Annotated in this window: 22 protein-coding genes; 13 read left to right on the top strand and 9 right to left on the bottom strand. The window is 68.6% G+C overall.

Going from position 1 to position 25,704, the window contains the following annotated elements; translation table 11 throughout:
* From E1H18_RS20305 to E1H18_RS20295, 3 genes are all read right to left on the bottom strand, one after another.
* Positions 1-758: hypothetical protein (locus tag E1H18_RS20305; RefSeq protein ID WP_172271835.1), on the bottom strand; the 758-nt coding region annotated here is incomplete at its 3' end.
* Between the two features lie 334 nt (positions 759-1,092).
* Positions 1,093-2,145 carry a toprim domain-containing protein gene (locus E1H18_RS20300; protein WP_172271833.1) on the bottom strand — a complete coding sequence of 351 codons (1,053 nt, stop codon included), beginning with the start codon at positions 2,143-2,145 and terminating at the stop codon, positions 1,093-1,095.
* 83 nt (positions 2,146-2,228) lie between these two features.
* Positions 2,229-4,289 (bottom strand): ParB/RepB/Spo0J family partition protein, encoded by a 2,061-nt coding sequence (locus E1H18_RS20295; protein ID WP_172271831.1) that lies wholly within the window; start codon positions 4,287-4,289, stop codon positions 2,229-2,231.
* 151 nt (positions 4,290-4,440) lie between these two features.
* Between E1H18_RS20295 and E1H18_RS20290 the strand changes: the two genes are divergently transcribed.
* The gene (locus E1H18_RS20290; protein WP_172271829.1) at positions 4,441-4,692 is read left to right on the top strand and encodes a hypothetical protein; all 252 of its coding nucleotides are present in this window, start codon (positions 4,441-4,443) and stop codon (positions 4,690-4,692) included.
* A 257-nt stretch (positions 4,693-4,949) separates the two neighbouring features.
* Here E1H18_RS20290 and E1H18_RS20285 read toward each other — a convergent pair whose 3' ends face one another.
* The 3 genes from E1H18_RS20285 to E1H18_RS20275 form a co-directional block, all read right to left on the bottom strand.
* Complete coding sequence (locus tag E1H18_RS20285; protein WP_172271827.1) at positions 4,950-6,155, bottom strand: DUF932 domain-containing protein; 1,206 nt, start codon at positions 6,153-6,155, stop codon at positions 4,950-4,952.
* Positions 6,156-6,521: 366 nt separating this feature from the next.
* Positions 6,522-7,865, bottom strand: coding sequence for a M20/M25/M40 family metallo-hydrolase (locus E1H18_RS20280; RefSeq protein ID WP_172271825.1), 1,344 nt, complete (start codon positions 7,863-7,865; stop codon positions 6,522-6,524).
* 29 nt (positions 7,866-7,894) lie between these two features.
* Complete coding sequence (locus E1H18_RS20275) at positions 7,895-10,192, bottom strand: TonB-dependent receptor (protein ID WP_172271823.1); 2,298 nt, start codon at positions 10,190-10,192, stop codon at positions 7,895-7,897.
* A 251-nt stretch (positions 10,193-10,443) separates the two neighbouring features.
* Between E1H18_RS20275 and E1H18_RS20270 the strand changes: the two genes are divergently transcribed.
* The 5 genes from E1H18_RS20270 to E1H18_RS20250 all read left to right on the top strand — a co-directional run bounded on the left by E1H18_RS20270 (position 10,444) and on the right by E1H18_RS20250 (position 15,626).
* A complete protein-coding gene (locus tag E1H18_RS20270) occupies positions 10,444-11,013 on the top strand; it encodes a sigma-70 family RNA polymerase sigma factor (protein ID WP_172271821.1) in 570 nt (189 codons plus the stop codon).
* Entirely contained in the window at positions 11,010-12,032 is a 1,023-nt protein-coding gene (locus E1H18_RS20265) for a FecR family protein (protein ID WP_172271819.1), read from the top strand. Before E1H18_RS20270 ends, E1H18_RS20265 begins: the two co-directional genes overlap by 4 nt.
* A gap of 28 nt (positions 12,033-12,060) precedes the next feature.
* A complete protein-coding gene (locus E1H18_RS20260) occupies positions 12,061-12,723 on the top strand; it encodes a TonB-dependent receptor plug domain-containing protein (protein ID WP_172271817.1) in 663 nt (220 codons plus the stop codon).
* A 3-nt stretch (positions 12,724-12,726) separates the two neighbouring features.
* Complete coding sequence (locus E1H18_RS20255) at positions 12,727-14,586, top strand: TonB-dependent receptor domain-containing protein (RefSeq protein ID WP_172271815.1); 1,860 nt, start codon at positions 12,727-12,729, stop codon at positions 14,584-14,586.
* 239 nt (positions 14,587-14,825) lie between these two features.
* The gene (locus tag E1H18_RS20250; protein ID WP_172271813.1) at positions 14,826-15,626 is read left to right on the top strand and encodes a hypothetical protein; all 801 of its coding nucleotides are present in this window, start codon (positions 14,826-14,828) and stop codon (positions 15,624-15,626) included.
* A gap of 12 nt (positions 15,627-15,638) precedes the next feature.
* On the opposite strand, the gene E1H18_RS26530 is transcribed toward E1H18_RS20250, so the two are convergent.
* The 3 genes from E1H18_RS26530 to E1H18_RS20235 form a co-directional block, all read right to left on the bottom strand.
* On the bottom strand, positions 15,639-15,947 hold the full coding sequence (locus E1H18_RS26530; protein WP_206679105.1) for a hypothetical protein: 309 nt from the start codon (positions 15,945-15,947) through the stop codon (positions 15,639-15,641).
* Between the two features lie 44 nt (positions 15,948-15,991).
* On the bottom strand, positions 15,992-16,270 hold the full coding sequence (locus E1H18_RS20240; RefSeq protein ID WP_206679104.1) for a hypothetical protein: 279 nt from the start codon (positions 16,268-16,270) through the stop codon (positions 15,992-15,994).
* Positions 16,271-16,409: 139 nt separating this feature from the next.
* A complete protein-coding gene (locus tag E1H18_RS20235; RefSeq protein WP_172271809.1) occupies positions 16,410-17,270 on the bottom strand; it encodes an MBL fold metallo-hydrolase in 861 nt (286 codons plus the stop codon).
* 75 nt (positions 17,271-17,345) lie between these two features.
* Here E1H18_RS20235 and E1H18_RS20230 point away from each other — a divergent pair, with 75 nt between their 5' ends.
* From E1H18_RS20230 to E1H18_RS20200, 7 genes are all read left to right on the top strand, one after another.
* Complete coding sequence (locus E1H18_RS20230) at positions 17,346-17,705, top strand: helix-turn-helix transcriptional regulator (RefSeq protein ID WP_172271807.1); 360 nt, start codon at positions 17,346-17,348, stop codon at positions 17,703-17,705.
* A complete protein-coding gene (locus E1H18_RS20225) occupies positions 17,674-18,207 on the top strand; it encodes a rhodanese family protein (RefSeq protein WP_172271805.1) in 534 nt (177 codons plus the stop codon). The genes E1H18_RS20230 and E1H18_RS20225 overlap by 32 nt, the downstream gene beginning before the upstream one ends.
* Before the next feature lie 4 nt (positions 18,208-18,211).
* On the top strand, positions 18,212-18,982 hold the full coding sequence (locus E1H18_RS20220) for a sulfite exporter TauE/SafE family protein (protein WP_172271803.1): 771 nt from the start codon (positions 18,212-18,214) through the stop codon (positions 18,980-18,982).
* Positions 18,983-19,649: 667 nt separating this feature from the next.
* A complete protein-coding gene (locus E1H18_RS20215) occupies positions 19,650-20,879 on the top strand; it encodes a TolC family protein (protein WP_172271801.1) in 1,230 nt (409 codons plus the stop codon).
* Between the two features lie 11 nt (positions 20,880-20,890).
* The gene (locus E1H18_RS20210; RefSeq protein ID WP_172271799.1) at positions 20,891-22,069 is read left to right on the top strand and encodes an efflux RND transporter periplasmic adaptor subunit; all 1,179 of its coding nucleotides are present in this window, start codon (positions 20,891-20,893) and stop codon (positions 22,067-22,069) included.
* Complete coding sequence (locus E1H18_RS20205; RefSeq protein ID WP_172271797.1) at positions 22,059-22,475, top strand: hypothetical protein; 417 nt, start codon at positions 22,059-22,061, stop codon at positions 22,473-22,475. The genes E1H18_RS20210 and E1H18_RS20205 overlap by 11 nt, the downstream gene beginning before the upstream one ends.
* Positions 22,472-25,699, top strand: coding sequence for an efflux RND transporter permease subunit (locus E1H18_RS20200; RefSeq protein ID WP_172271795.1), 3,228 nt, complete (start codon positions 22,472-22,474; stop codon positions 25,697-25,699). Before E1H18_RS20205 ends, E1H18_RS20200 begins: the two co-directional genes overlap by 4 nt.
* Positions 25,700-25,704 lie beyond the last annotated feature (5 nt).

The following is a 25,704-nucleotide window of genomic DNA, read 5'->3' as shown; positions in this document are numbered from 1 at the left end:
GGGCATTGTGATGGATGTTCATCCGGGGGCTTCCGGCTCTGGAAGTGGAGTGTCGCAACCCCAGCTTCGTTCAAGCCCGCCTCCGGGTGAACAACCTTCATAGCTTCGACATCTAGCGCCTCCCAGATCCGGGCGTGGTCGTTGCAGGTCGAGCCGCCGGTGAAAGCGATCTTCGGGCCGGGTGGCGCCAGGACTTGGGTCTCGGCGCGTCGTCGAGCGGCCAGGAAGTCGCGGCTGTCGATCATTGTCGCGGTCAGGGCGGCGCGGTTGACGCGCGAGCCGGCCCTGGGCGTCCAGCCCGCGCCGGTGTGGCGCAGGAATTCGGCCGCCGCCGCGTCGCGAAGATGCTCGAGGCCATCGCGCTGGTCGAGGAGCCGCTGGCCTTCGGCGAGGAGCCGTTCGAGCTCGACGGAGGCGACCTCCGAGCCGTCCTGGCGTTGCTGGCTGAGCTTCTGGGCGTCCTCGTTGTCGTCCAGGCGGCGCTGCAGCCGGTCGGCGGCGCGGTGAAAGAGATCGACCGCAGACCAGAGCAGTTCGGGCAGGAGGGGCTCCAGGCGCGTGTCGCTGAGCGTGGCGACGAGGGCGTCGAAGACGTCGGCTGCGGCGCCGGTAAGGGCCAAGGGGTCTGCCGGCGGGCGAGGATCGCTGTCGGCGTCGAGGGGCGGCGAGCCGAAGAGGGCCAACGCGTCGAGCGCATAGCCGGTGGCCGATTGGCCGTGGAAGGGTTCGGGTGTGTCGAAGCCGGGATCGAGGGCCATGGCGGCGTCCTCCTGGGGGATCAGGCCGCGCCCATCGCGGCCTTCGTGGCGATCCCTCTCGGGCGGCGGCGGCGGCGGGCACCGCTTGCGGCCGGAGCGCAGCGGAGGACGCCGGGGCGGGACTGTTTTGTCTGGCGATGCAAAGCCGAGCTCTGCTCGGCGGCGGAAAACAGTCCCGCTCCGGCGTTGCGCGCCGTCGACGTCGCCCGCCTAGATCGCCCTCTAGAAGGCCGTGGGCGTGGCCTGGTCTCGCCGGGAGGCCGCGGCATGGTCCAACGTCCGGCGGGCGCCCGCCCGAACCCTTCCACGGCCAACCGGGCGCTGGGGGCGGCGTCTAGACGCGTGGCAAGAAGCGGGTGAGGTCCTCGGGGGCGATCTGCGAGGCGAGGTGGGCGGTCAGGGCGCGTGGACCCATGCGGCGCAAGGCGTCGTTGAGGTCGTCCACGTCCGAGCCTAGGGCGCGCGTCTGGATTCCCGCCGCCCCGGCGCGCTGGGCCAGGGCGAGCGCGGCCGCGCGGCCGGCCGGATCAGGGTCGACGACGACATAGAGGCGCCGAAGCGAAGACGGCAGCGCCAGGGCGGCCAGGTGCGCCGAGGAGAGTGCGGCGACGAGCGGAAGGGCGGGGGCTAGGTCGCCCAGCGACAGTATGGTCTCGAGCCCTTCGCCCGCGGCCAGGACGTCCTGCGCCACGCCGAAGCGGACGCCCCCGCCGGCGAGGGCGCCCATCGCGCGCCGGGGCGTGGCGATGGGCGCTTTGCCGCGCCCTTGCCGATCGAGCCAGGTGCGGTGGGCTCCGGTCTGGCGTCCGGCCAGATCGGTCACCGGTGCGATGATCGCCGGCCAGGCCGTCGCGGTGTCTGGGGCGTCGGTGCTCGCGGGCCGATAATAGCAGCCGGAGTGAAAGCGGAGCGTGGCGGCGGCGCGTCGGGCGTCAAGGCCTCGGGCGTGAAGATAGGTTTCGCCGAGGGTGCCCAGTAGCGGCGAGGCCATGGCGTAGAGGCGGCGCGCGGCCCGTTCGCTCGACCCGTGCGAGCGACGCCGCGAGGGGCGAGGGTTGGGCTCGCCGCCGGCAAGGTCGTCGGGCAAGGCCAGCCATCGGCGCGCCTCGTCGAGGGTTTCGCCAAGCCGGGTGTGTCCGAGGCTCAGTCCGATGAGGTCGAGGAGGTCGCCATGCTGGCCGGTGGCCGCGTCCATCCAGCGTCCCTGAGCGCCGCGACCTGATGGCGGGCCCGTCAGGCGAACATAGAGGCTGCGCCCCGGTGCGTTATCGACGTCGCCCACGAGCCAGTAGGCGCCTTCGCGACGGCCATTGGAGAGATAGTGGCGGCAGACGGTTTCGGCGCGATCGGCCAGGCGGCGCGCCAGGTCGGCGGCGGTGAGCGTCATCGACGCCTCCCGAAAAGAGAAAAAGGGACCCGCCGGGGTGGCGGCGGGTCCAAAGTCAGGTCCGTGGGTGGGGTGCGTCGGACCTATTCGGCGGCCAAGACGTGGGGGGCGGCCGACCGGTCATCAGGATCGCTCGATGGCGTCTCGGAGCCCACGGCCGTTGCGCCCTCCAGAGCCGCCGCTTCACCCTCCGGCGAAGCGGCGCGCGTGCGCAGGACCTTGGGCAGCCAGTTGCTGCCGGCCATGGTCTCCGCAGCCGTGGCGACCATCTCGTCCTTCTTCAGGCCCGCCAGCGGTTCGACCGAGGGCGCACCCTTGGCCTCGGTCACCACCTGGACGATCTGAGCCTTGGTCAGGCGGCTCAGAAAAGTCTCGGCGGTGGGCGCCCAGCCGGCCGCGACCATGTCCAGCGACAGGGCCTGGGCCAGATCGTCGGCGTGCGCCAGGGCGCGGGGGCGGCGGTTCCAGGCCTCGCTGGTGGCGTTGACCGTGAGGCCGACGCACAGCGCAAACAGCGCCCAGCGTTCGGCCGGGTCCAGCGCGACCACAGTCTCCCACATCCGCCCCGGATCGGCCGGCAGGCGCTTGGCCCAGGCCTCGCGCCGGGTCTCCAGCGCCATGGCGCACGGGGTTTCGGCCAGGTTCGAAGGCTGGATGGCGAAGCTGACGCTTTTGGCGCTGATCTCCAGACAGGAGTCGTAGGCGCCGCGGCTAAACACCTGCAGCGCCAGGACATGCAGGGCCGCCAGGAAAGCGACGTCGGGCGCTTCGGCCAGGGCCTGGCGCAGAGCGACCGTGCGGTGAACGGTCATCTCGGTGATCAGCCGATCGGGCAGGGGGCGGCCCGGATCGGCGTCCTCCTCGCGCTCGGCGGCCGGGTCATCGTCGGGTGCGGCCTCATCGGACGCCGCCTCGTCGTCGACGCTGTCGCCTTTGCCCGGCTCGGGATCTTCGCCAACCATCGGAGGCTCGTCCTCGGGCAGCACGAAGCCCCGCTCGAGGCGTAGCTGGCCGTCCGGGGCAAGGCTGACGAAGACGCCGCCGATCGCCAGTTCTTCACCCGAGTAGCAGGTCGGGCGGGCTCGGATAGCGTCCATGGCAGTCTCGATTTCGCCCAGACGCTGGTCGACGGCTTCGGGATAGTCGGCCGCCCCGTCGTGGGCTTCTTCGAGGCCTTCGTACTCGGCCTTGAGCGCGGCGAGCGTGGCGGTCTCGGCCTCGTCCATCGGGGCGGGTTCGCCGTCGAGGCGACGCAGGCCGTAGGTGTGGCCGTAAGGAAAGTCGATGGCGGTCTCGACCCACTTCCAGCCCTCGGCCCGCACCCGTTCGGCCGCGCGCTCGAGCTTTGCCAGCACCAGGCGCTCGACAAGGCCCGGGTCTTTCAGCCAGCCGCCTTGGTCGGCCTCGAAGAGGTCGCGCAGGATCGGCCCTCCGGCGTCCTGGTATTCGGTCAGCACGAACTGGGCGCGACGATCGCTGGCGCGCACCGCGCCGTCGGTGAGCATGCGCCGGATCTGGTAGGCCTCGCGGTTGTAGGTCTTCTGGATGGTTTCCCAGACGGCGATCTGGCGCTCGTGGTCGGGATTGACCGTGAAGGCCATGAGTTGATCCAGGGTCATGGCGTCGTCGGCGTAGAAGTCCAGCAGCGCCGGTGCGACGGCCGCTAGCCGCAGCCGTTGGCGAACCACGGCGACGGTGGTGTTGAAGGCCACCGCGATCTCTTCCTCGGGCTGGCCTTTGTCGGCCATGAGGCGGAAAGCGCGGAACTGGTCGAGGGCGTGCAGCGGGGCGCGCTGGGTGTTTTCGGCCAGGCTGTCCTCCTCGGCCAGACCCGAGGTGCGGATCACGCACGGTACCAGGGCGTTGCGCGCGAGGCGCTTTTGGCGGACCAGCAGCTCGAGCGCGCGATAGCGACGCCCGCCGGCCGGGATCTCGAACATGCCGGTTTGGGCGCCGGCCTCGTCGAGAACGGGCCGTACGCTGAGGCTCTGCAGCAGGGTGCGGCGTGCGATGTCTTCGGCCAGTTCCTCGATCGAGACGCCGGCTTTGGTGCGACGAACATTGGACTGGCTCAGCACCAGCTTGTCGAACGGGATGTCGCGCGAGCGGCTGAGCTGAAGGGTGGGGGTCTTGGACTTGGACATGGACTTGCTCCATGACGGGCGGTTCGAGACCTCTTCTCGAACGGCACGCCCGTCACGAGCCTTCGGCCGCCCTCTTCCTCGAGGGCGGCCGGGCTGGGCGCGGCGTTTTGGCGGCTTTGCGCGGGCGGCGCCGGGGCGCAAGGAGACGCCTATGGGCAAGTACGATCCGCTGGGCGGCCATCTTCGTCGGCTGAGAACCGACCGCGTGCAGCTGGATTTTGCCGAGATCGAGCGGATCCTCGGCGCGATGCTGCCCAAGAGCGCCCAGCGTCCGCAGTGGTGGGCCAATGAGATCGATCCAAAGGGCGCGCACGTGCAGGTTCGGGCCTGGCGCGAGGCGGGCTACGACGCGTTCCTGGAGACCAGCGCCGAGCGCGTCCGGTTCGTTCGCCGACAAGCCTGATCGGCGGGGCGGCGGATGAGCGGATCTGCGAGGTTGCGCGGATCCGCCTTAAGCGGCGGTCCGCTTGTCCGGGCATGCGCCTATCCGCCGCCTCGCCGACCCGTAAACCCGCAGCTGCGGGTCTTCGCAAAGCGCGAGTGTCCGCAAATCCGTATCGGCGGAAACACGACGCCCCAGATCGCCGGCGCTACGGGTCTACGGCTGAGCGGCGATCCGGATCACCGTGATCTCGCTGATCCGGATCGCCGGGCCGAGGTCTAGCCGACCGAGGCCAGCAGCCGCCCGGCCTTGGCCTCCAGTTCCAGACGCGCGTCCTGGTGCGGTTTTTGGCGGGCGACCGCGGTGATGCCTTGGACGAAGTCGAAGATCGATTCCGGCGGGCGGCCTTCCTCGGCCAGGACCGTGGCGATGATCTTGCCGGTGTCGGTCTTGGAAAACCCGCGCTTGCGCAGGAACACCTCGCGATCCTCATCTTTGCGAGCGACGACGGCTTCGCGCGCCGCCGTGATCCCGGCCACGAAGTCACGGGATGACGAGGTGGCAAAGCGCTCGAGGGCTGGGGCGGCCTGGCCAGCGAACCGGCGGGCGGCGAACTTGCTGTGGCGGATCGACAGCTCCTGGAAGCCTTCCGCGCCCCAGATGTTGCGGTTCATGCAGACGGCTCGCAGGTAGAAGGTGGCGATCCCCAGGGTCTTGGAGCCGACCTCGCTGTTCCAGCAGTAGAAGCCTCTGAAGTAGAGGTCCGGCTCGCCATTGGGCAGCCTGCCGGCCTCGATAGGGTGGGCGTCGTCGACCAGGAACAGGAAGACGTCGCGGTCGCTGGCATAGAGGGTGGTGGTGTCCTTGGTGACCTCCACATGGGGGTTGTGGGTCATGGTCGACCAGTCAAGGAGGCCAGGAACCTTCCAGCGGGTGTCGCCCGTGCCATCGCCGGCGATGCGCATGACAGCCTCGACCAGTTCGTGATCCCAGATCCGGCCGTAGTCGGGACCGGTGACCGCGCGTAGCTCTACACGGCCGTCATCGGCCTCCAGGGTCTTGATCAGCTCAGGGCGGTGATCGATCAGGCCGTGCTGCAGATTGACCCCGGCCAGGGGGGCTGGCAGGCCGCGCAGATAGCCGGCCGGCGCGCCGACCAGACCGCACAACTGGGTGAATGACCAGTGGGTCGGCGTGATGCGATCGTCGGCGCCTGGGAGGATCAGGCTGAGGCGCTCGGGATCGTCGCGCCCGGCCTCAACGCGCAGGGATGCGGTTTGCACGACGCGCGTGCGGGCCCGCTCGGCGCGGCCGCGAACGGATCTGTAGAGATCGCTGAGCGAGAGGAAACGCTCGTCGTCGGGGCGGTTGAACCATTCCGAGGAAACCCGACCCAGGCGCTGGCCTCGGGTGATGTCGACGGCATAGGCGCCGGCGACGGGGGTGTCGGAAACTTGTCGCGGATCGGCGGGGTGGCGGTTCATGGCGGGGCTCCTTGACGAGCCCGCCGAGAGCCTCTCTCTCGATCCTGAACCCGTCGCCCGCGCGAGATCTCCTCTTGCTCTGCGGCGGCTGCCTTGTTCGCTGGCCTCCGCGGTCCAAGGCCGGGCCTATCGGTTGCGCCGTGACGCTACCGTTGCAGCGTGCAAGCCGAGGTGGCACCTCGTCTTATCCCCCTGGGCGCTGACGCTTGGGCCAGTCGCACCGCTGTCTGATCCGAACGGCCAGTGTTGATCCGATGGCTTGTTCATACGCCGGCTGTACCGCCGACTATCCCGCCTGCAGGGGTGACAGTGGCGGCGAGGGCGGAAACAGTCGGCGGCGCAATGCGCCGCCGACTGTCCTGTCGCTTAGCGCGCGCCGGCGGCCATCAGGATCTGGGCCATGGTGGTGGCGATGCTCTCGACGTCACGGGCCTTGTTGACCTCCATGCCTTCCTCCAGCGAGTGGCCGCGGAAGGTCACGAAGCCGGCGCCCAGCGTTACCGCCGGCTTGCCCAGGCTCATCGGGATATTGGCGTCGGTCGAGCCGGCGACGTAGCCCATCGGCTTACCCAGGGCGTCGCCGACGGCGGCCAGCTGCTGCACGAACGGGGAGGTGACCGGGGTCTCGCCCACGGGGCGATCGCCGACCATCTTGTTGTCCAGGCTGATGACGCCGCGCTTGGTGGAGCGGGCGGCGTTCTCGGCTTCGACGGCTTTGGGCAGGATGGCCAGGTAGGCGTCCTCGACGGCCTTCAGCTCGTCCTTACCCGACGAGCGCATGTCCACGGTCATCGATACCGCGAACGGGATCGAATTGACCGAGGTGCCGCCTTCCAGCAGACCGATATTGTAGACCGTGCGCGGGTCGCTGGGGACCTTCAGCTTGCCGAACTGGCCGGCGGCGTCGGCCAGGGCGTAGGCTGGGTTGACCGTGCCGAAGTCGCCCATGCTGTGGCCGCCCGGGCCCTTGAAGGTGGTTTTGTAGCGCTTGGAGCCGACGCCGCCGTTGACGATCACGGTAGGGCCGCTGGGCTCCAGCGAGATGAAGGCGTCGATCTTGTCCTTGTAACGGCCCTTCAAGAACAGCTCCTTCATGCCGCGCAGGTCGCCCGGACCCTCCTCGCCGACGTCGCCGACGAACAGGATGTCGCTCTTGGTCTGGATGCCGGCGGCGTTGATGGCCCGCAGGATGGCCAGGATCGAGCCCAGGCCGACGGTGTCGTCGCCGATGCCGGGGGCGTAGAGCCTGTCGCCGTCGCGGCGGACCTTGGTGTTGGTGCCGGCCGGGAACACGGTATCGAGGTGGGCGGCCACCACCAGCAGGCCGCCGCCGCCCGTGCCCTTGCGCAGGCCCATGACATTACCGGCCGTGTCGGTCTCCAGATCGGTCAGCCCCTCCTTGGCGAGCATGGCCAGATACGCCTTGCCCTTCTCGGCCTCGCCGAAGGGCGGGGCCGGAATCTCGGTCAGGGTGACGATGTCGGCGACGGTCTGGTCGTAGCCGACAGCGAGAGTCGCCTTGGCGGTCTTGAAGCCCTTGCTGGCCAGCAGGGCCTTGGCCTGCTTGGTGAAGGGCGAGGTTGGAGCCGGCGGGCGGACGTTGCCGAAGTCGACTTGGGCTGCCGGCTTGGCGGCTTCCTGCGCGAGGGCGGGCGCTGCGACGGCGCAGAGGAGCGCGGTCAGGGCCGCCGAGGTGATGCGGGTTTTCATGAAATGATCTTTGTACTGGATGAACGGGATCAGAAGGTGCGGCGGACCATCACGCCCAGGGTGCGGGGCGTCAGGCTCACGACTTGGTCCAGCGCGCCGGCGGCCGAGGTGATCGAGACCGGGCCGACCGAGTTGGTCAGGTTCTGGGCGAAGGCGTAGGCGCCCCATCCATCGCCCTCGACGCCCACGCGAGCGCCCACGACCGTGTAGGCCGGAACCTTCTCGTAATAGACGTAGGTCGGACGGAACTGCGAGGCCGTGCCGCCGGTGTAGCTGGCGTCGAGGTGCATGAGGCCGTTCAAGCCGTCGGCCACCGGCCAGGTGTAGTCGGCGTTCAGCGAGCCATTGAACTTCGGCACGAAGGGCAAACGGTCGCCGTACAGGCCGGTCGAGCCAGACACCGTCACCGACGAGTTGGTCATGTCTTCGGTAAGCTTGGCGTCGGACACGCCCACGGCGGCGCCGAGCGTCAGGCCGGTCATTGGCCGCAGGGTAGTTTCCAGCTCCACGCCGCGGATGCGGGCCGCGCCGGCGTTGGTGATGATAAAGAAGTTGGCGCCGACGTTCGCCTGGGCCTGGACCTGGATGTTGTTCCAGTCGATCTGGTAGGCCGACATGTTGACGGTCAGGCGGCGGTCGAACCAGTCGCTTTTCACGCCCGCCTCGTAGTTCCACAGGCTGTCAGGGGCGAAGGCCACCAGGCCGCTGGTCAGGCCCGGGATGTTGTTAGCGCCGCCGGGACGGAAGCCCTTCGAGGCCTGGGCGTAGACCATCAGCGACTTGTCGAACTCATAGGCGACGTTCAGGCGTTGGACCCAACCCTTGGCGCTGGCGTCGACTTGGCTGAAGGCGGTGATCGGCGAGTTGGAGATGACGTTGCCGACAGTCACCGCGCCCGAGACCGTCTTGTTGTAGTCGAAGCGGCGGGCGCCGCCGGTCACCGTCAGGGCGTCGGTGACGTGATAGGCCAACTCGCCGAAGAAGGCGGTCTGCTTGACGTCGTTGTCGATGTAGCGCGCGCCCAGGGCGTCGAACGGTGTGACGGCCATGCCGGTGGTGGCGTCGGCGCGGGTCTGGATGCTGTCGACGTGGTCCTTGCGGGTCTCGTAGTAGACGCCGCCGGTCCAATCGAGCTTGTCCTCGAACAGGCTGCCGGCCATCCGAACTTCGTGGGTCCAGGTTTCCAGGCTCATCGGCTGCCAGGAGACGGCCGGGCCGCGCGAGTCCGCCCAGGCGGTGTACTGGCTGAGCTGAGCGCTGGAGCAGGTCGTGCCCGACAGGCCGAAATAGCGGCCGCAGGCGGCGCTGCTGGTGCGGTTGTTGGCGATGTTGTTGGTCCAGTCGCTGTTCCGCAGCATCTTCCACTTGTAGTAGGACGAGGTGGCGGTGAGCGTTGCGAACTGCAGGTCCCACTCGGCGGTGACGTTGTAGAGCGCCAGCTTGGAGTTGCTCTGGGCGATGGTCTTGCGGTCGGACTTGTATCGGCCGGCGGCGGCCGACCAGCTGGCCTGGCCGTCGACTTCCTCGTTCTGCAAGGCCGCGGTGGCGCGGATCGTCAGGTCCTCAGTTGGGGTGTAGGTCACCATCAGGCGGCCGCCGCTGGAGGTCGAGCCGTTGATGTCGTTCTTCTTCAGGGGGACGCTGTCGACATAGCCGCCGCGCTCCTCGCGATAGAGCACCAGGCGCGCGCCCAGCTTGTCCTCGATCAGCGGCACATTGACCATGCCCTTGCCGTAGAAGCCGCCTTCGCCGCCCTTGGTCGTGGTCGCCTGGGCCTCGACGGCGCCGGCGTACTCGTTGGTGTTGGCCTTGTTGAAGATCACCCGCAGGGTGCCGCCCATCGAGCCGGAGCCATACAGCGTGCCCTGCGGGCCGCGCAGCACCTCGACGCGCTCGACGTCGAACAGGTTGATGTCTGGGGTGGTCGAGCCGGCGTCCTGGGTGGTGCCGGTCGGGCCGGTCAGCGGGGTTTCGTCATAGTAGAGGCCGGTCGTGGCCTCGCCGGCGCTGCGCACGCCGCGCATGGTGATGCGGCGATTGGACGGCGTGCCGCCATCGAGCGACAGGTTCGGGACCTGGCGGAAATAGTCATTGATGCCGGTGGCGCCCATGCGGCTGAGCTGGGTCTCGCCGACCGCCGAGATGCTGAGCGGGGTGTCCTGCAGGCTGGTCGAGCGCTTTAACGCGGTGACGATGATCTCGTCGACGGCGATGGCCGGCTGGGCGGCTTCGGCCTCCTGGGCGTGGGCGTTTCCGGCGGCCAGGGCGGCCAGGGCGCTGGTGGCCAGGGCCGCGCGGCGAAGCGTGCAAAGAACGGTGCGGTTCAAGTTGTTATCCCCTTCGTTGAGGACCGGGCGTGGCTCGGTTCCGGGCCGCAAGACGGGCGAGGGGAGATCGCCCTTACGACTTTTTTCGCTGCCGCGCGCCGGGGCGGACGCTTGGTCAAGCTGTCCGCAAATTGGGCGCGTTCTGATCAAATTGCGGGCGTGCTGGCGGAATGTCGGGGGGGCAGACCGGTTCGATCATCGTCAAGCGATCAAGTTCGCATAGCCGGACATCCCGACAGCGGGAGAACGAGGTGTCCGGTCAGTCGCGTTCGAGCCAGGCGAGTTTAAGTCAGGCGACTTTCGGCCCGGCTTCGCTCGGCCAAGTCCGGTCCGACGACGTCGACCTGGCGGTGCGACGCCACGAGGGCATGTTGCGCCGGTTCATCGCCCTGCGTGTAGGCGGCAGCGCCGATGTCGACGACCTGGTGCACGAGGTCTTCCTGCGCTTCGCCCGACGTCCGCCCAACGAGAGCGTCGAACGGCTCGACTCCTACCTTTTCCAGACCGCCGCCAACCTGATCCGCGACCGCGCCCGTCGCCAGCACGTGCGCCGGCTGGCCCTTCCCGAGATCGAGGAGGCGGCGGCCGCCCAGGCGCCGGCGACGCCAGAACAGACCTTGATCGATCGCGAAACCCTGACGCAGGTTCGCCGCGCCCTGGCCGACCTGCCCGAGCGGACGCGCCACATCTTCCTGCTTTACCGCATCGACGGGCTGCGGCATCAGGCCATCGCCGACGCTCTGGGGGTGTCGATCAGCACTGTGGAGAAAGACGTGCGCCGGGCCATGGCCCATCTGACCCGCCGGGTTCGCCGTCCATGACGCCGGCCTCGTCCCTGCCGGCCGATGATGGCCTGGCCGACGTCTACGACGCCGCCGCCGGATGGCGCGAGCGCCGGCGCTTGGCTGGTTGGAGCCAGGCCGACGAAGCGGCCCTGACCGCGTGGCTGGAGGCCGACGCCGAGCATGTCGACGCCTATGCCGCCATGAGCGAGGTCGAGACCTTTCTGGACGACGCGGTGGCCGCGAGCGAACTGGACCACGAAATGGATGAGGCCCGGGCGGCCTTCGCCAAGGGCCGCGTGCGGCGTTCGCGCCGGGCCTTCGGGCTGATGGCGGCCGGCGTCGTCGGGGTTGCGGTGCTGGCGGGCGCGGGGATCTGGTCCAGGACGCATAGCGAGGTGTCCGAGCGCACCTATGTCGCTGAAGCGGGCCGGCGCGGCACGGTGGTGCTGGCCGATGGCTCACATGTGACGCTGGATGGCGGGGCGGCGATCACCGCCCGCATCGGCCGCAGCCGGCGCGACATCGTGTTGACGCGCGGGCGGGCCTTCTTCGACGTCGCCCACGATCCTGGCCGGCCGTTCGAGGTCAGCGGCGCGGGCCGCGTGGTGCGGGCGCTGGGCACGGCATTTGAGGTCGATCTGGCGCCGGACGCCTATCGCGTGGCCCTGCTGCGCGGCCGGGTGCGGGTGAGCCAGGCTGCCGACGGAGCGGCTGTCGAGCTGGCGCCAGGACAAATTTTGCAGACGACCGCGCCGGGGCTTGGCGCTGTCGTCAACGACGACGTGGCAGCCGCTACGGCCTGGCGGGAGGGCCGCCTGGTGCTGAACGGCCAGCCGCTGGAGACCGCTGCGGCCGAGATCAACCGGCGGGGTGGACGGCCGATCGTGGTGCGCGGTGCGGCTCGCGCCCTGAAGATCAGCGGCGCCTTCGGGGTGGATGATCCCGAGACCTTCGCCAGAGCGATAGCGGCGGTCCACGGCCTGAGCGTGGGCAAGAGCTCTGATGGAGCGATCGTCCTTTCGCCAGCCAAGGATTCCAGTGCGGCGGCGGACTAGGCGCAGGGCGGGCGCGCTGGCTTGCGCCGTGCTGCTGACCCAGGCGGCGACGGCGTTGGCAGCGCCCCTTCGCTACGACGTTCCGGCCGGTCCCCTCGAACGCGTTCTGCAGGCCTATGCCGAACAGACCGGCGTCAATGTGCTGTTTTCGCCGCAGGCGGTTAAGGGTCTGCGTTCGCCCGGCGGGCGGGCCCTGGCCGAGCCAGACCAGGCGTTGCGGCGCCTGCTGCGCGGCAGCGGCCTGGAGACCCGTCGGATCGGCGCCAGCGCCTTCGCCATCGTGGCCGCTATGCCCACCAGCCCGACCCGGGCCTCATCCCACGTGCCCGGATCATCGCCGGCTATCGCGAGTCCGGGGCAGGCGCTTGACGCGGTCGTGGTCCAGGCCCGACGGCGCGAGGAGCGGCTGATCGACGTGCCGGCCTCGGTGGCGGTGGTCTCGTCGGCCGAGCTTGACCGCCTGGGCGGTGATGGGGTGCTGGCTCTGCGAAGAGCGGCCTTGGGTCTGACATCGGCGGGCCAGGTCTCGGTCGAGACGCCGACCCTGGTCATTCGCGGTCAGCGCCGAGCCACTGCCGGGGATTCCGCCCTGTCGGTGATCACCTATGTCAATGAGGCGCCGCTACCCAACAACGGCTCCATCCTGCCCTTGTTCGACCTGTCGGAGGTACAGGTGCTGCGCGGGCCGTAGGGGGTGCTGTTCGGACGCAACACCACGGGCGGCGCGCTGCTGATCCACACTACTGAACCGGGTCGCGAGAACTACGCCCGGTTCACCGCAGGCTCGTATCGCCTGCGCGAGATCGAGCTCGGCGCCGACCTGACGGGGAGCGACACGCCCGTGGCCGCACGGCTGGCGCTCTATGCTGTCAAGCGCGAGGGCCTGGTCGAGAACCTGGGCGTCGGCGGCGACCTGGACGACCGCAACCAGGCGGCCGTGCGGTTGTCGCTGGCCTGGCGTCCAGACGGACCGCTCTCGGCGCTGCTGGTGCTGGACGGTTTTCGAGCCCGCGAAACCGGCAGCGCGGCCATCCTGTCGGGGACCTATCCCAATCCGCCGGACGTAACGGGCGGCGGTAACGGCCGCTTGCCGGAAAACGCCGCCTATTTCGATTGCGGCTTGGCGGGATGCGACATCGATATCGCCCTGGCCCTGCAGCGGGCGAGGGGGCCGCGCAAAACCGATATCGACCTGGCGCCGCGCTCTGACCGTCGCAACGACGGAGCGACCCTGCGGCTGGACTGGCGCGAGGGCGCAGTCGCCGTGCGCTCGGTCACCGCCTATCGGCGCAGCGTGCTCGACAGCGCCCTGGACAGCGATGGCTCGCCGCTGCCGCTCAACGAGATCGTCCGCCATATCGATCTGGGTCAGTTCACTCAGGAGGTTCGAGCCAGCGGAAGCGATCAGACCGTCAACTGGCAGGCTGGGCTGTTCTACATGTCGACAACGCCGGTCGGGGTGCAGAAGACCCTGTGGGCCAGCGCCGTCACCCCGTCCAACCCGGCCAAGGTCGAGTTCCAGTACCGCCGGGGCGAAAGCCTGGCCGGCTTCGTCGACGTTACCCGGCGGCTGCGGGGCGGTTTCGAGCTGGAGGGAGGCCTGCGCTATACACGCGACGTGTCGAGCGCCTGCCAGGTGCGGGTCGCCGCGCCGACGCCCGACATTTCCGAGGCGGCCTGCGGCCAGACCGGGCATGCTCAGTCCTCGGCGCCGACCTGGACCTTGGGCCTGACCTGGCGCGGCCATCCCGACCTGACGCTCTACGTTGTGGCACGACGCGGCTATCGGGCCGGCGGAGTCAATGCGCCGACCTTTGGCCCGCTGCTGACGGCCTATCAGGTCTACGCCCCGGAAAGCCTCACCGACGTCGAGCTGGGCCTGAAGTGGGCCGGCGGCGCGGGCGACTGGCGCCACCGCCTGGACGCGGCGCTGTTCCGAGGCTGGTCGCGTGATGTCCAGCGGGCGCTGTTCCCGGCCGAGAACTTCGACGGCGACGCGATCGCGGGCAACGATCCGCCCAACCTGATCATCAACGCCGGGGCCGCGCGGATCAGCGGCCTGGAGCTGGGCTGGCGCGGCCGCCGGGGCGAGCGGCTGACTCTTTCGGCTTCGGCGACCCTGACCCAGGCCGAATTCACCAGCCTGACCATTCCGGTGTTGCTGGCCAGCCTGACCCCGACCGATCCCAGTGCCCTGCGCTTTTCCTATTCCCCGCCCTACACCGTGCGGCTGGGGAGTGAGTGGCGGGCGATCGACAGCGCGCGGCTGGGGCGCTGGACGCTGTGGGCCGACGTCTTTCAGAGCGGCCGGGTTCGCTATGTCGAGCGAGCCCACGACAGCAACGGCCAGCAGAAGGCCTTCGCCGTGGCGAGCCTGGGCCTGGCGGTGCAGCCGCCGGGGCGGGACGACCTGACGCTGTCTGCGAGCGTCGACAATCTGTTTGATGAACTCTACGCGGCCGGCGGCGGGGCGATCACTCCGGCGGTGACGGCCACCAGCCTGATCTATGGCGAGCCGCGCACCGTGACGGTGTCGGTCAGGAAGCGGTTCTGAAGTCTCGACGCGTTCGGCGTTCGGCGTGCGGCTCATGCCTTGGCCTTGTGGCGTAGGCGGCACGATGGCGGTCGGGTCCTTAGTTGTTCGAGATTGTCCGTAGCGTCGCGGATTATCCTATCAACTGACGGGCCCCGGGGCCGCCAGCAGGGGCTGCAATAGCGTTGTTCCGACCGCCAACTTGGGCCAGGGTCGCCGCCCCGCAGCAAGCGGGCAGATTTTCCTGACAAGGCCGGGCCATGACTCTCGACGACGCCATCGCCAATCTCAAGGCGCAACGCGACGTAGTCGATCGCCTAGTCGATGATGTTCGGTTCGGCACGACCTTTCAGGCTTGGCAGCGACGCACGCGTACGGTGCTGGATAAGATTTTTCTGCCTGATAGCGCGCACCAAGCAGAGTTTGAGGGGATCAGCTACAGGAACAATTTCGCGTTTAGCGACGAAGGAGATGGCCCTAGCGCCAAGCGCTATCGCGATGGACTGATGTCGGCGAAGACGCTGTTGGCGGGCATGATCCAGGAGTTGGAGGATTTTGGTCTGCCGCACGCGCCGTCAGCGCCGGCTGACGCCCTGGTCGCGGCTGAAGACAAGCTCGTGCACATCTGCCGGTCTTTTCCGGCCTTCGCCAAAAGGCTGCAGAAGCGACGCGCCGACCGCCCGGCTTACGTGGTTGAGGACGAGTACGACGTGCAGAACCTGATGCACGCCATGCTCGGCCTGTTCTTCGACGACATCCGGCCGGAGGAGCCTACCCCTACGGCGGCGGGCGGCAGCGCCAAGATCGATTTTCTGCTGAAGGCCGAGGGCGTGGCCTTAGAACTCAAGATGACCCGCCCAGACCTGAAGGACAACAAGACCGGCGGCGAGGCGCTGATCGATATCGGGCGCTATCCCAAGCACCCCGATGTGCGCTCGCTGATCTATTTCGTCTACGATCCGGACGGGCACATCACCAACCCCAAAGGCCTGATCGCGGACATTGAACGCGACTACGGGGCGCTGCGAGCCAAGGTCGTCGTCGCCGGGCCGTTCACGTGATCGATCGGTCACCTAGTCGGGGCTGCAAGCTTCGCCGAAAGTGAAGTTGCGTTCTCTTGCCGGACGCACAGTCGACAAGGGATCGGTCTCATGTCCACCGTCTTCAAGCTGAGACCGCTCGCCAGTGGAAAGTCGCCCTCGAACAAGATCGATGTGGCCGGATTCGAGATCGCCGAGCGAGAGGAAGCGCTCGTCGTCGGGGCGGTTGAACCACTCCGAGGAAACCCGACCCAGGCGCTGGCCTCGGGTGATGTCGATGGCGTAGGCGCCGGCGACGGGCGTGTCGGAAACTTGTCGCGGATCGGCGGGCTGGCGGTTCATGGCGCGGCTCCTTGACGAGCCCGCCGAGAGCTTCTCTCTCGATCCTAGGCCCGTCGCCTGCGCGAGATCTCTTCTTGCTCTGCGGCGGTTGCCTCGTTCGCTGACCTCTGCGGTTCAAGGCCGGGCCGATCGGCCGCGTCGTCCACCGGCGCGGCCGCCTCCTTCAGGCGCAGGATCAGGCTGTTGCCAAGCGGAATGAGGACTGTGGGGTGATGGCGGACGCGCGGTATGGACGGAGTTTGGCCCAGGGTGGGCCTCTGCTCGATCCTCATCGGTGCGTTGATCAGGCCGAGGCTGCGAAGATGGGCATCGCTCATCACCATGATCGCGCGTCCGTAGGTCGCCTGCCGTGCGAAGTCTGGGCCAAAGGCCTGGCCGGGGAGGCGGCTGTTCGGGGCAGAGACGCCCTGCAGGGTTTCGACGTCACGGTGGGCAAGACCTGCTTTTGCCACAAGTGGGTGTTCACTCAGTGATTGTAATTGGCAGGCGTAGGAAGACACTTCCGGCCGGCGTGGGCGCGGGCAGGGCGCCAGCGCGGATGTTGACTTGCAGGGACGGTAAAATCAGCGTCGGAGCTGGAAGGGTCGCGTCCCGCGCCGAGCGCATGGCGACGAACGCATCCTCGGTCGCACCGTCGCGGACGTGGATGTTGTGGGCCCGCTCCTCGGCGATTGTGGTCTCCCAGCGGTAGTCCAAGCGGCCTTCGGGCAGGTAGTCGTGACCGACAAAGATCCGCGTTTCGGAGGGCAGGGCCAGCAGTTTGTGAATTGAACGGAACAGGGTTCGCGCGTCGCCACCGGGGAAGTCGGCGCGGGCGGTGCCGTAGTCGGGCATAAAGATCGTGTCGCCCACGAAAGCCGCGTCGCCGATCAGATAGGTTAGGCAGGCGGGCGTGTGGCCAGGTGTGTGCAGCGCGCCGATCGAAAGCTCGCCCAGCGGCAGCGTGTCGCCCTCACTCATCAGCACGTCGAAGACCGAGCCGTCGGCGACGACGTCGGATTCGAATACGGGAACAAAGGTCTTCTGCACCTCGACGATCCGGGCCCCGATGACGATCTTCGCGCCCGTCTGGCCGCGGATGTAGTCGGCGGCCGACAGGTGATCGGCGTGGGCGTGGGTCTCAAGCACATAGGCCAGCGTCAACCCGCGCGCCTCGACCGCCGTCAGCAGGGCGTCCGCGGAGCGGGTCGAGAGCTTGCCGGTCTTGGACTCGAAGTCGAGCACGGGATCGACGATCGCCGCCATGCGTGTTGCGGGATCGGCGACGATATAGCTGACGGTGGAGGTGGCGGGATCGAAAAACGCTTGAACGTCGGGTCGCATGGCCGGAGCCTCCGATAGGAGCAGGCCCTTAATATTAGGTCTTGCTAAATTAGATCAAGCTAATATATGGCGTTCATGTCCGATCTCTCGCGTTTCGATGTCGGCCAGTTCGAGGCCAGCGCCGCGCAGGCCGCAAAGCTCCTGCGCGCCCTGGCCAACGAGCGGCGGCTGATGATCCTGTGCCAGCTCGCCGATGGCGAACGGTCGGTGGGGCAGATCCAGCCCCTGGTCGGCCTTTCGCAGTCGGCGCTCTCGCAGCACCTGGCGGTGCTGCGCGAGGAAGGCGTCGTGGCCTCGCGCCGCGAGGCCACGAGCCTCTGGTACCGGATCGCCGATCCCGCCGCCCTCAAGGTGGTCGGCACGCTCGCGGAGATCTTCTGCCCTCCAGCGGAGAACGCCGCCCATGACCACGATCCTCAATCCTCTGAAGCCTGACGACGTCGCCAAGCGCCTGGCCGAGGGCCGCGCTGTCCTCATCGACATCCGCGAGCCTGACGAGTTCGCCCGCCGCCGCGCAAAGGGCGCGCTGTCGCGCCCGCTCTCGACCCTGGACGCCAAGGGGCTGGGTCTGCCCGACGCGCGCGAGGTGATCTTCACCTGCCGATCGGGCATGCGCACCGGCGCCAACGGCGAGCGGCTGGCAGCCGCCTGCGGAGGTTCCGTGCACGTTCTGGAAGGCGGTCTCGACGCCTGGGACGGCGCCGGCCTGCCGGTCGAGGTCGACCGCAAGGCGCCGCTGGAGATGATGCGCCAGGTCCAGATCGTCGCCGGATCGCTGGTGCTGATCGGCGTCATCCTGGGCCTGACCGTCTCGCCCTGGTTACTGGGCGTGGCGGGCTTCGTCGGCGCGGGCCTGACGTTCGCGGGGATCAGCGGTTTCTGCGGGATGGCGCGGCTGCTAGCCCTGGCGCCCTGGAACCGTCCGGCGTCGGCGTGAGACCATGGACCCGAGCCTTTTAGCCGCCGCCCTCAGCGGAGCGGTCGTCGCGCTGCTGCTGACCGTGTTCGGCGGCGGTGGTTCGGTGCTCGCCACGCCGTTGCTGCTCTACGTCGTAGGGGTCAGGGACGCGCATGTGGCCATCGGAACCTCGGCGGCGGCGGTGGCGGTCAACGCCGCGGTGGGCCTTGCCGCCCAGGCGCGGGCGGGCCGCGTGAAATGGCCCTGCGCCCTGACCTTCGGCGCGCCGGGTCTGGTCGGTTCGCTCGTCGGCGCGCACCTTGCCAAGGCCATATCGGGAGGTCATCTGCTGGTCGGATTCGCTGTGGCCATGGCAGCGGTCGGCCTTTCGATGTTCCGCGCCCCGCGCTCGCCGGGCGATCCGGACGTCCATATCGATCCCGCCAAGGCCCTCAGACTGGTTCCCGCCGGGGCGGCCACCGGCCTGGCGGCGGGCTTCTTCGGCATCGGCGGCGGATTTCTGATCGCGCCCGGCCTGATGGCGGCCACCGGCATGACGCTGGCGAACGCGGCGGCCTCTTCTCTGGTGTCGGTCACGTTGTTTGGTGCGGCGACCAGTCTCAGCTACGCCGCCTCGGGCCTCGTGGACGGACCTCTGTTCGTGGCCCTAGTCGGGGGCGGCGGCCTCGGCGTCGTCGCGGGCGTGCGCCTGGCCCCCGGCCTGGCTTCGCGCACGCTGCTGGCACGCCGGCTGTTTGCCGTGATGGTCATTGGCGCCGCAGTCTATGTGCTCGGGAGGGCGATCGCGCTTTGATAGTCGCCGCAGAAAGTTCGCTGTCGATCGCGGGGAACAGTCATCTTGCTGAAGGAAATCCAAAGGCCGCTCAACGCGGATTCTCGACGTGTTCCCCATCCCCAGCTGATCGGACGGTGTCGGAGCTTGCGACCATGGTTTGGCAGCGGCAGAAGGCGGGCCTGTTGTTCTGAGCTGCAGCCGTCCGACGTGACTATGTAACACATTCTCATCTGGAAGCTTCCAAGCTATAGGCGCATCATGGCTTGGACAGCGACATGGCTGAAGACGATATCGGGGGCGCTTTGCGGCCTCGTACTTGTCGTCTTCACGCTCGTACCGGCCGTCGATTCCCTCCTTTGTGGCTTTGAGGGCCGACCGGCTGTCAGCGCGCAGTTGGCCGTCGGCAAGGTTGTTGCCACCAGCGACCACGACGATCGGTCCCAGACCGGCAAGGTCGGCGGCGAGGTTTGCGCCCACGGTCATTGCCACCATGGCTTGTCGGCCGCCCCGCCCATAGGCGCGATGGCGGCCGTCGCGCTGGTGCGCCCGCTGGTCCTGGCCCCCGAGACGAGCGGCCTGCCGCCCTCCAACCAGCCTGACGGTCCCACGGAACCTCCCCGCGTCTGACAAGGCCGCGCATTCGCGCGCGTGATCCCCTCGTCAGCAACGCAATCTGGGATTTTCCATGTTTTTCCGACATGCCCGGCCCGCCGTCATCGGCGCGGTTGTGGCTCTGGCTGGCCTGGGCGCGCCTTTGCGCGTCCTGGCCGAGCCGCTCACCCTGGCCGACGCCCTAGCGCGCGCCCAGGCCCAATCACCCCTGATGACCGCCGCCCAGGCGCAGGTCACGGCCGCCGAAGGCCGGGCCCGTCAAGCCGGCCTTCCGCCCAATCCTGAAGCGGGCCTTCAGGCCGAGAACTTCGCCGGGTCAGGCCAGTACGGCGACTTTGCCTCAACAGAGACGACACTGTCGGTCAGCCAACGCCTTGAGCTGGGTGGTAAGCGCCGCACGCGCTTGGCCGCGGCGTCCGCAGAGGTCGAGGCCGCGCGTCTGGGCCTTTCGATCGCCCGGGCGGATTTGAGTCAGGAGGTCTCGGTGCGCTACGCGGAGGCTCTGGCCGGTCGTGATCGCTTGGCGCTGGCCCGCGACACCGCCGAACGAGCGGGGGATCTCTCGAAAGTCGCCGCCACCCTGGTCGAGGCGGGGCGCGAGCCGCCGCTTCGGGCCTTGCGCGCCGAGGCGGCCAGTAGAGAAGCCGCTGCCGAGGTCACGGCCGCTGAGGCCGAGGCCGCCGCCGCGCGCCGGGCGCTGGTGACCCTATGGGGCGAAGCCGGCGAGGTCGTCGATCTGGTCGACGCGTCTTTGGCAGCCCCGGCGTCTCGCGCCCTGGTCGATCCGGGCGAGACCTTGGACTTGCGCCTGGCGCGGGCCGATCGGCGCACGGCCGAGGCGGTCATCGACCGCGAGCGGGCCGTGGGCCGTCCGGACCTTACCGTCCAGGCCGGATTGCGTCGGTTCGAGCAGACCGGCGACTCCGCGTTGATCGTCGGCTTCTCCGCGCCGATCCCGGTGTTCAATCGCAATCAGGGGACGGTCAGCGCAGCGCGCGCCGACGCCACCGTGGCCGAGGCGCGCGAACGGTTGGCCCTGGCCCGCTCGGTTCGGACGATACGCGACGCCCAAGCTTCGCTGGTCGCGGCCGATGCGCGGCTGGAGGCCTTGCAAGGCAAGATCCTGCCGCAAGCCGAAACCGCTGTGGATCTTGCCCGTCGCGGCTTCGAGGCGGGGAAGTTCTCGTTGCTCGATGTCCTCGACGCCCAGAGCGCTCTGACCTCCGCTCGCACCGACCTCATCGCCGCGCGCCTAGAGCGCGCCAAGGCGCTGGCCGCGCTCGACCGCGCCGCCGCCCAATAGGAAAGCTAATCATGAAGTCCAACGACAGAAAGACCCTGCTAACGGCCGTGGCGGTCAGCAGCCTGATCGCCGCCGGCGCCGGCGCCGTGGCCGGCAAGGCGCTACTCTCAGCGCCGGCCAAGGAGGCGCCCGCCGCTGAGGCCAAGGAAGATCATGCCGGTGAAAAACCCCATGTGGGCATGACCGCCGAGCGGATCGCCGCCGACGGCATCCAAGTGCTGGCCTTGGCCGATGGCGGTCTTGACGCCGCTATCCCGGCCCAGGCCACTGTGGTCGCCACGCCCAATGGCGCGGCGATCCTGGCCGCGCGCGCCGACGGCGCGATCGTGCGGATCAACAAGCGCCTTGGCGACCCCGTCGCCGCCGGCGAAGTGATCGCCGCGATCGAGAGCCGCGACGCCGCCGCCATGAGCGCCGAGCGCAGCGCTGCGGCCGCCAAGGCCGCAGCCGCTCGCCAAGCCCTGGCTCGCGAACGCAAGCTGTTCGACGCCCGCATCACCGCGCGTCAAGATCTCGAGGCCGCTCAGGCCGAGGCCGCCATTGCCGAGGCTGAACTGCGTCGCGCCAGCAACGCGGGCGCTGCCGCCGGCGTCAGCGGCAACGGCCGCACCCTGGCGGTGACCAGTCCGATCTCGGGGCGTATCACCGCCGCCAGCGCCACGCTCGGCGCCTATGTGACGGCAGGTTCGGAACTCTTCCGCGTGGCCGATCCGGGGCGCGTCGAGATCCAGGCGGCGCTGCCCGTCGGCGACGCTCAGCGAGTGAAGCCAGGCGATCTGGCCGTGGTCGAGACCGCGACGGGTTCAGTGTCGGCTTCGGTGCGTAGCGTAACGCCGGGTCTGGACGCCGAAAGCCGCTCGGCGACTGCGGTTCTGGTTTTGAACGGGCCAGTCCCGGCCCTGACGCCCGGTCAGGCCTTGCGCGCGCGCATCACGCCGCGTGGCGGCGTCGTCGCGGCCAGCGGCCGCTTGGCCGCGCCCGATGAGGCGGTGCAGTCGGTCAACGGCGCCGATGTCGTTTTTGTGCGCACAAAGGACGGCTTCGAGCCGCGCCCTGTGCGTGTCGGTCGACGCGGCGCGGGTCAGGTTGAGATCGTCTCAGGTGTAGGCGCTGGCGAGCAGATCGCCGGCAAGGGCGCGTTTTTGCTCAAGGCCGAACTCGGCAAGGGGGAGGCCAGCCATGATGACTAAGGTCATGCTTCTGGGGGCGATCGCCCTTGGCTTGACGGCTCAAGCCGTCTTCGCCGCCGAAGTCCCACCGATTGAACGGATTGGTGGCCGCGGCGTCGAAATCCTGACCGCGTCGGCTCGCGACACCGACCAGGGCCTGTGGGTCTCCGGTCTCATCCGCCGGGACCGCAGCTTCAGCCGGCCGCCGGCCACCGCCCATCTGGACATCAGCGCCCTCGACCACCGGGGCGTGCTGATGGCCACAACGCCCTCGCGCTTGGCGTTGCTTACCGCCAGCCTGCGTCATCGCGATCCGGTTCGCTACGCAGCGGTGATCCCGACGGTTACCCTGGCCCAGGCGGGCAGGCTCCAGGTGCGCTACCAGGCCAAGGCCCATGCGGCCGAAGGCGGGGAGGGGGCGCGATGATCGGCCGCATCCTCGACCTTTCGGTCCGCTTCCGCTGGGCCGTGATCGCCATGGTTACACTCGTCGCGGCCCTGGGTGTCTACAATCTCGTGCGCCTGCCGATCGACGCGGTGCCCGACATCACCAACAAGCAGGTGCAGATCAACACCGTCGCCGGGACCTTGGCCCCGGCCGAGGTGGAGAAGCTGGTCACCTTCCCGGTGGAAACGGCCATGGCCGGCATTCCGGGCCTGGAGTCGACACGCTCGATCTCGCGCAACGGCTTTTCGCAGGTCACCATCGTCTTCAAGGAAAGCACGGACGTCTATTTCGCCCGTCAGCAGGTGGCCGAGCGCCTGACGGGGGTTCGCCAGAGCCTGCCGGCCGGGGCCGAGCCCGCCATGGGGCCGATTTCGTCAGGCCTGGGTGAAGTCCTGATGTGGACGGTGGCCTTCGAGCATCCGGCCGGCAAAGGCGCCAAGCGCCAGGACGGCGCCCCCGGCTGGCAGAGTGACGGGGCGTATCTGACCTCGACCGGCGAGCACCTCGCCGACCCGACCGCTCAAGCGGCCTACCTGCGTGAGGTGCAGGACTGGATCGTGCGGCCACAGATGCGCTCGGTCCAGGGCGTGGCGGGTGTCGACTCCATCGGCGGCTTCGAAAAGCAGTTCGTTGTTCAGCCGGACCCAACCAAGATGGCCTCGTACGGCGTGTCGTTCGCCGATCTGGCCAAGGCGCTGGAAGCGGCCAACCTCGCGGTCGGCGCCAACTTCGTCGAACGGGGTGGGGAAGCCTTCCTGGTCCGCGCCGACGCACGTGTTCGCACGGTCGACGAGATCGCCAACGCCACCGTGACGGCTCGCGAGGGTGTCTCGGTTCGGGTGCGTGACGTCGCCGTGGTCAAGGTCGGCGGCGCTTTGCGCACCGGCGCGGCTTCGGAGAACGGCGAGGAGGTCGTGGTCGGCACCGTGCTGATGCTGACCGGCGAGAACAGTCGCACGGTGGCCGGGGCTTCGGCCGAGAAGTTGGCCGAGGTCGCCAAGAGCCTGCCGCCGGGCGTGAAGGTCCAGATCGTCTATGACCGCTCCAAGCTGGTCGGGGCGACCATCAAGACGGTCGAGAAGAACCTGACCGAAGGCGCGCTGCTGGTTATCGTCGTGCTGTTCCTGCTGCTGGGCAACTTCCGGGCCGCCTTGATCACCGCCCTGGTCATCCCGCTGTCGATGCTGATCACCGCCATCGGCATGAACAAACTGGGCGTATCGGGCAATCTGATGAGTCTGGGGGCGCTGGACTTTGGCCTGATCGTCGACGGCGCGGTGATCATCGTCGAGAACGCCTTGCGACGTCTCGCCGAGCGCCAGCACCATGAAGGGCGTCTGCTCACCCTGTCCGAACGTCTTTCGGAAACCCGCGAGGCGGCCCGCGAGATGATCTCGCCGACCGTCTATGGCCAGGCGATCATCCTCCTGGTCTATGCGCCGCTGCTGACCTTCACCGGCGTGGAGGGCAAGACTTTCTCGCCGATGGCGATCACGGTGATGCTGGCCTTGGCCGGGGCGTTCGTGCTGTCGCTGACCTTCATCCCGGCCATGATCGCGCTCGTGATCCGGGGCAAGGTCGCCGAGAAGGAGGTGGCGCCGGTCCGCTGGACCAAGGCGCGTTACGAGCCGCTGCTGCGCAAGGTCGTGGCGCGTCCGCTGCCGGTGATCCTGGCTTCGGTCGGGATCTTCGCCGCAGCTGTGGTGACCTTTACCTTCCTGGGACGGGAGTTCACACCGCAGCTGGACGAGAAGGACATGGCCGTTCAGGCCCTGCGCATTCCGTCGACATCGCTGGAGCAGTCGTTGCGCATGCAGCGGCGCATCGAGCGCGTGGTCGCGACCTTCCCGGAAGTGGCGTTCGTTTATTCCAAGACCGGGACGGCCGAGGTCGCCAGCGATCCGATGCCGCCCAACGCCTCTGACGCCTTCGTCATCCTCAAGCCGCAGAAGGATTGGCCCAACAAGGGTGAGACCAAGGCCGAGCTGATCGGCCGAATCGAGAACAAGCTGGAGGGCCTCACAGGCAATGCCTACGAGTTCAGTCAGCCGATCCAGATGCGGTTCAACGAACTGATCGCCGGCGTGCGCGGCGATGTGGCCATCAAGGTCTATGGCGACGATCTGGACGCCATGACCAAGACCGCCGAGGAAATCGCCACGGTTCTGCGGACGGTCAAGGGCGCGGCGGACGTCAAGGTCGAGCAGACCTCGGGCTTCCCGACCCTGGACGTCGTGCTCGACCGCGACGCCATCGGTCGCTACGGCCTGACGGTTGAGGAAGTGGCCGACACGCTGGCCGTGGCGATGGGTGGTCGGGAGGCTGGTCTCGTCTTCCAGGGAGACCGCCGCTTCGACGTGGTGGTCCGCCTGCCGGACGCCAGCCGCAACGATCTGGACGCCGTGGGCGCCTTGCCGGTCATGTTGCCGGTTGGGAGTGGGACGCGGGCCTCGGTGCCGCTGCGCGACGTGGCAAAGTTCTCGTACTCGGAAGGCCTCAACCAGGTCAGCCGCGAGAACGGCAAGCGCCGAGTGGTTGTGCAGGCCAATGTGCGGGGCGCCGATCTTGGCTCTTTCGTGGGGCAGGCTCAGGAAAAGGTCGGTGCGCAGATCAAGCTGCCGGCGGGGTCCTGGCTGGTCTGGGGCGGACAGTTTGAGAACTTGAAAGCCGCCCAGGCCCGCCTGGCGCTCGTCGTGCCGCTCTGCTTCCTGCTGATCTTCGGCTTGCTGTTCATGGCCTTGGGCGGGGTCGCGCCGGCCGCGGCGGTGTTCTCGGCCATTCCGCTGGCCCTGGCCGGCGGGGTGTTTGCCTTGGCGCTACGCGGTATCCCGTTCTCGGTCTCGGCCTCGGTTGGTTTCATCGCGCTCTCGGGCGTGGCGGTGCTCAACGGTCTGGTGATGATGACCGCGATCCGCCAGCGCCTGGCGTCGGGTGTGGCGCTGGAGGCGGCGATCATCGACGGGGCCATGGAGCGTTTGCGGCCGGTGATGATGACGGGTCTGGTCGCCTCGCTCGGCTTCGTGCCCATGGCTCTGGCCACCGGGACCGGCGCGGAGGTCCAGCGCCCGCTGGCCACTGTGGTCATCGGCGGCCTCATCACCGCCACGGCGCTTACTCTGTTCGTCTTGCCGGCCATCTGCCGCTTCGTCCTGCGCCCGCGTGGGTCCGAGCGGCCGGCCAGCGCTGTTCAACCCCAAGCGTGAGGAGG

It is taken from the genome of Caulobacter sp. RHG1 (assembly GCF_013181195.1).
Classification (GTDB): Bacteria; Pseudomonadota; Alphaproteobacteria; order Caulobacterales; family Caulobacteraceae; genus Caulobacter.
The sequence above is the reverse complement of the archived record's forward strand: the minus strand, read 5'-3'. Positions and strand labels throughout refer to the sequence as shown.

What these genes read in the sequence shown, in the direction of transcription:
- E1H18_RS20240 (WP_206679104.1), bottom strand. Translation starts at nt 16,270, where the DNA reads ATGGTGATGAGCGATGCCCATCTTCGCAGCCTCGGCCTGATCAACGCA.
- E1H18_RS20265 (WP_172271819.1), top strand. Translation starts at nt 11,010, where the DNA reads ATGACGCCGGCCTCGTCCCTGCCGGCCGATGATGGCCTGGCCGACGTC.
- E1H18_RS20215 (WP_172271801.1), top strand. Translation starts at nt 19,650, where the DNA reads ATGTTTTTCCGACATGCCCGGCCCGCCGTCATCGGCGCGGTTGTGGCT.
- E1H18_RS20285 (WP_172271827.1), bottom strand. Translation starts at nt 6,155, where the DNA reads ATGAACCGCCACCCCGCCGATCCGCGACAAGTTTCCGACACCCCCGTC.
- E1H18_RS20200 (WP_172271795.1), top strand. Translation starts at nt 22,472, where the DNA reads ATGATCGGCCGCATCCTCGACCTTTCGGTCCGCTTCCGCTGGGCCGTG.
- E1H18_RS20205 (WP_172271797.1), top strand. Translation starts at nt 22,059, where the DNA reads ATGATGACTAAGGTCATGCTTCTGGGGGCGATCGCCCTTGGCTTGACG.
- E1H18_RS20220 (WP_172271803.1), top strand. Translation starts at nt 18,212, where the DNA reads ATGGACCCGAGCCTTTTAGCCGCCGCCCTCAGCGGAGCGGTCGTCGCG.
- E1H18_RS20230 (WP_172271807.1), top strand. Translation starts at nt 17,346, where the DNA reads ATGTCCGATCTCTCGCGTTTCGATGTCGGCCAGTTCGAGGCCAGCGCC.
- E1H18_RS20280 (WP_172271825.1), bottom strand. Translation starts at nt 7,865, where the DNA reads ATGAAAACCCGCATCACCTCGGCGGCCCTGACCGCGCTCCTCTGCGCC.
- E1H18_RS20250 (WP_172271813.1), top strand. Translation starts at nt 14,826, where the DNA reads ATGACTCTCGACGACGCCATCGCCAATCTCAAGGCGCAACGCGACGTA.
- E1H18_RS20300 (WP_172271833.1), bottom strand. Translation starts at nt 2,145, where the DNA reads ATGACGCTCACCGCCGCCGACCTGGCGCGCCGCCTGGCCGATCGCGCC.
- E1H18_RS20290 (WP_172271829.1), top strand. Translation starts at nt 4,441, where the DNA reads ATGGGCAAGTACGATCCGCTGGGCGGCCATCTTCGTCGGCTGAGAACC.
- E1H18_RS20210 (WP_172271799.1), top strand. Translation starts at nt 20,891, where the DNA reads ATGAAGTCCAACGACAGAAAGACCCTGCTAACGGCCGTGGCGGTCAGC.
- E1H18_RS20225 (WP_172271805.1), top strand. Translation starts at nt 17,674, where the DNA reads ATGACCACGATCCTCAATCCTCTGAAGCCTGACGACGTCGCCAAGCGC.
- E1H18_RS20295 (WP_172271831.1), bottom strand. Translation starts at nt 4,289, where the DNA reads ATGTCCAAGTCCAAGACCCCCACCCTTCAGCTCAGCCGCTCGCGCGAC.
- E1H18_RS26530 (WP_206679105.1), bottom strand. Translation starts at nt 15,947, where the DNA reads ATGAACCGCCAGCCCGCCGATCCGCGACAAGTTTCCGACACGCCCGTC.
- E1H18_RS20235 (WP_172271809.1), bottom strand. Translation starts at nt 17,270, where the DNA reads ATGCGACCCGACGTTCAAGCGTTTTTCGATCCCGCCACCTCCACCGTC.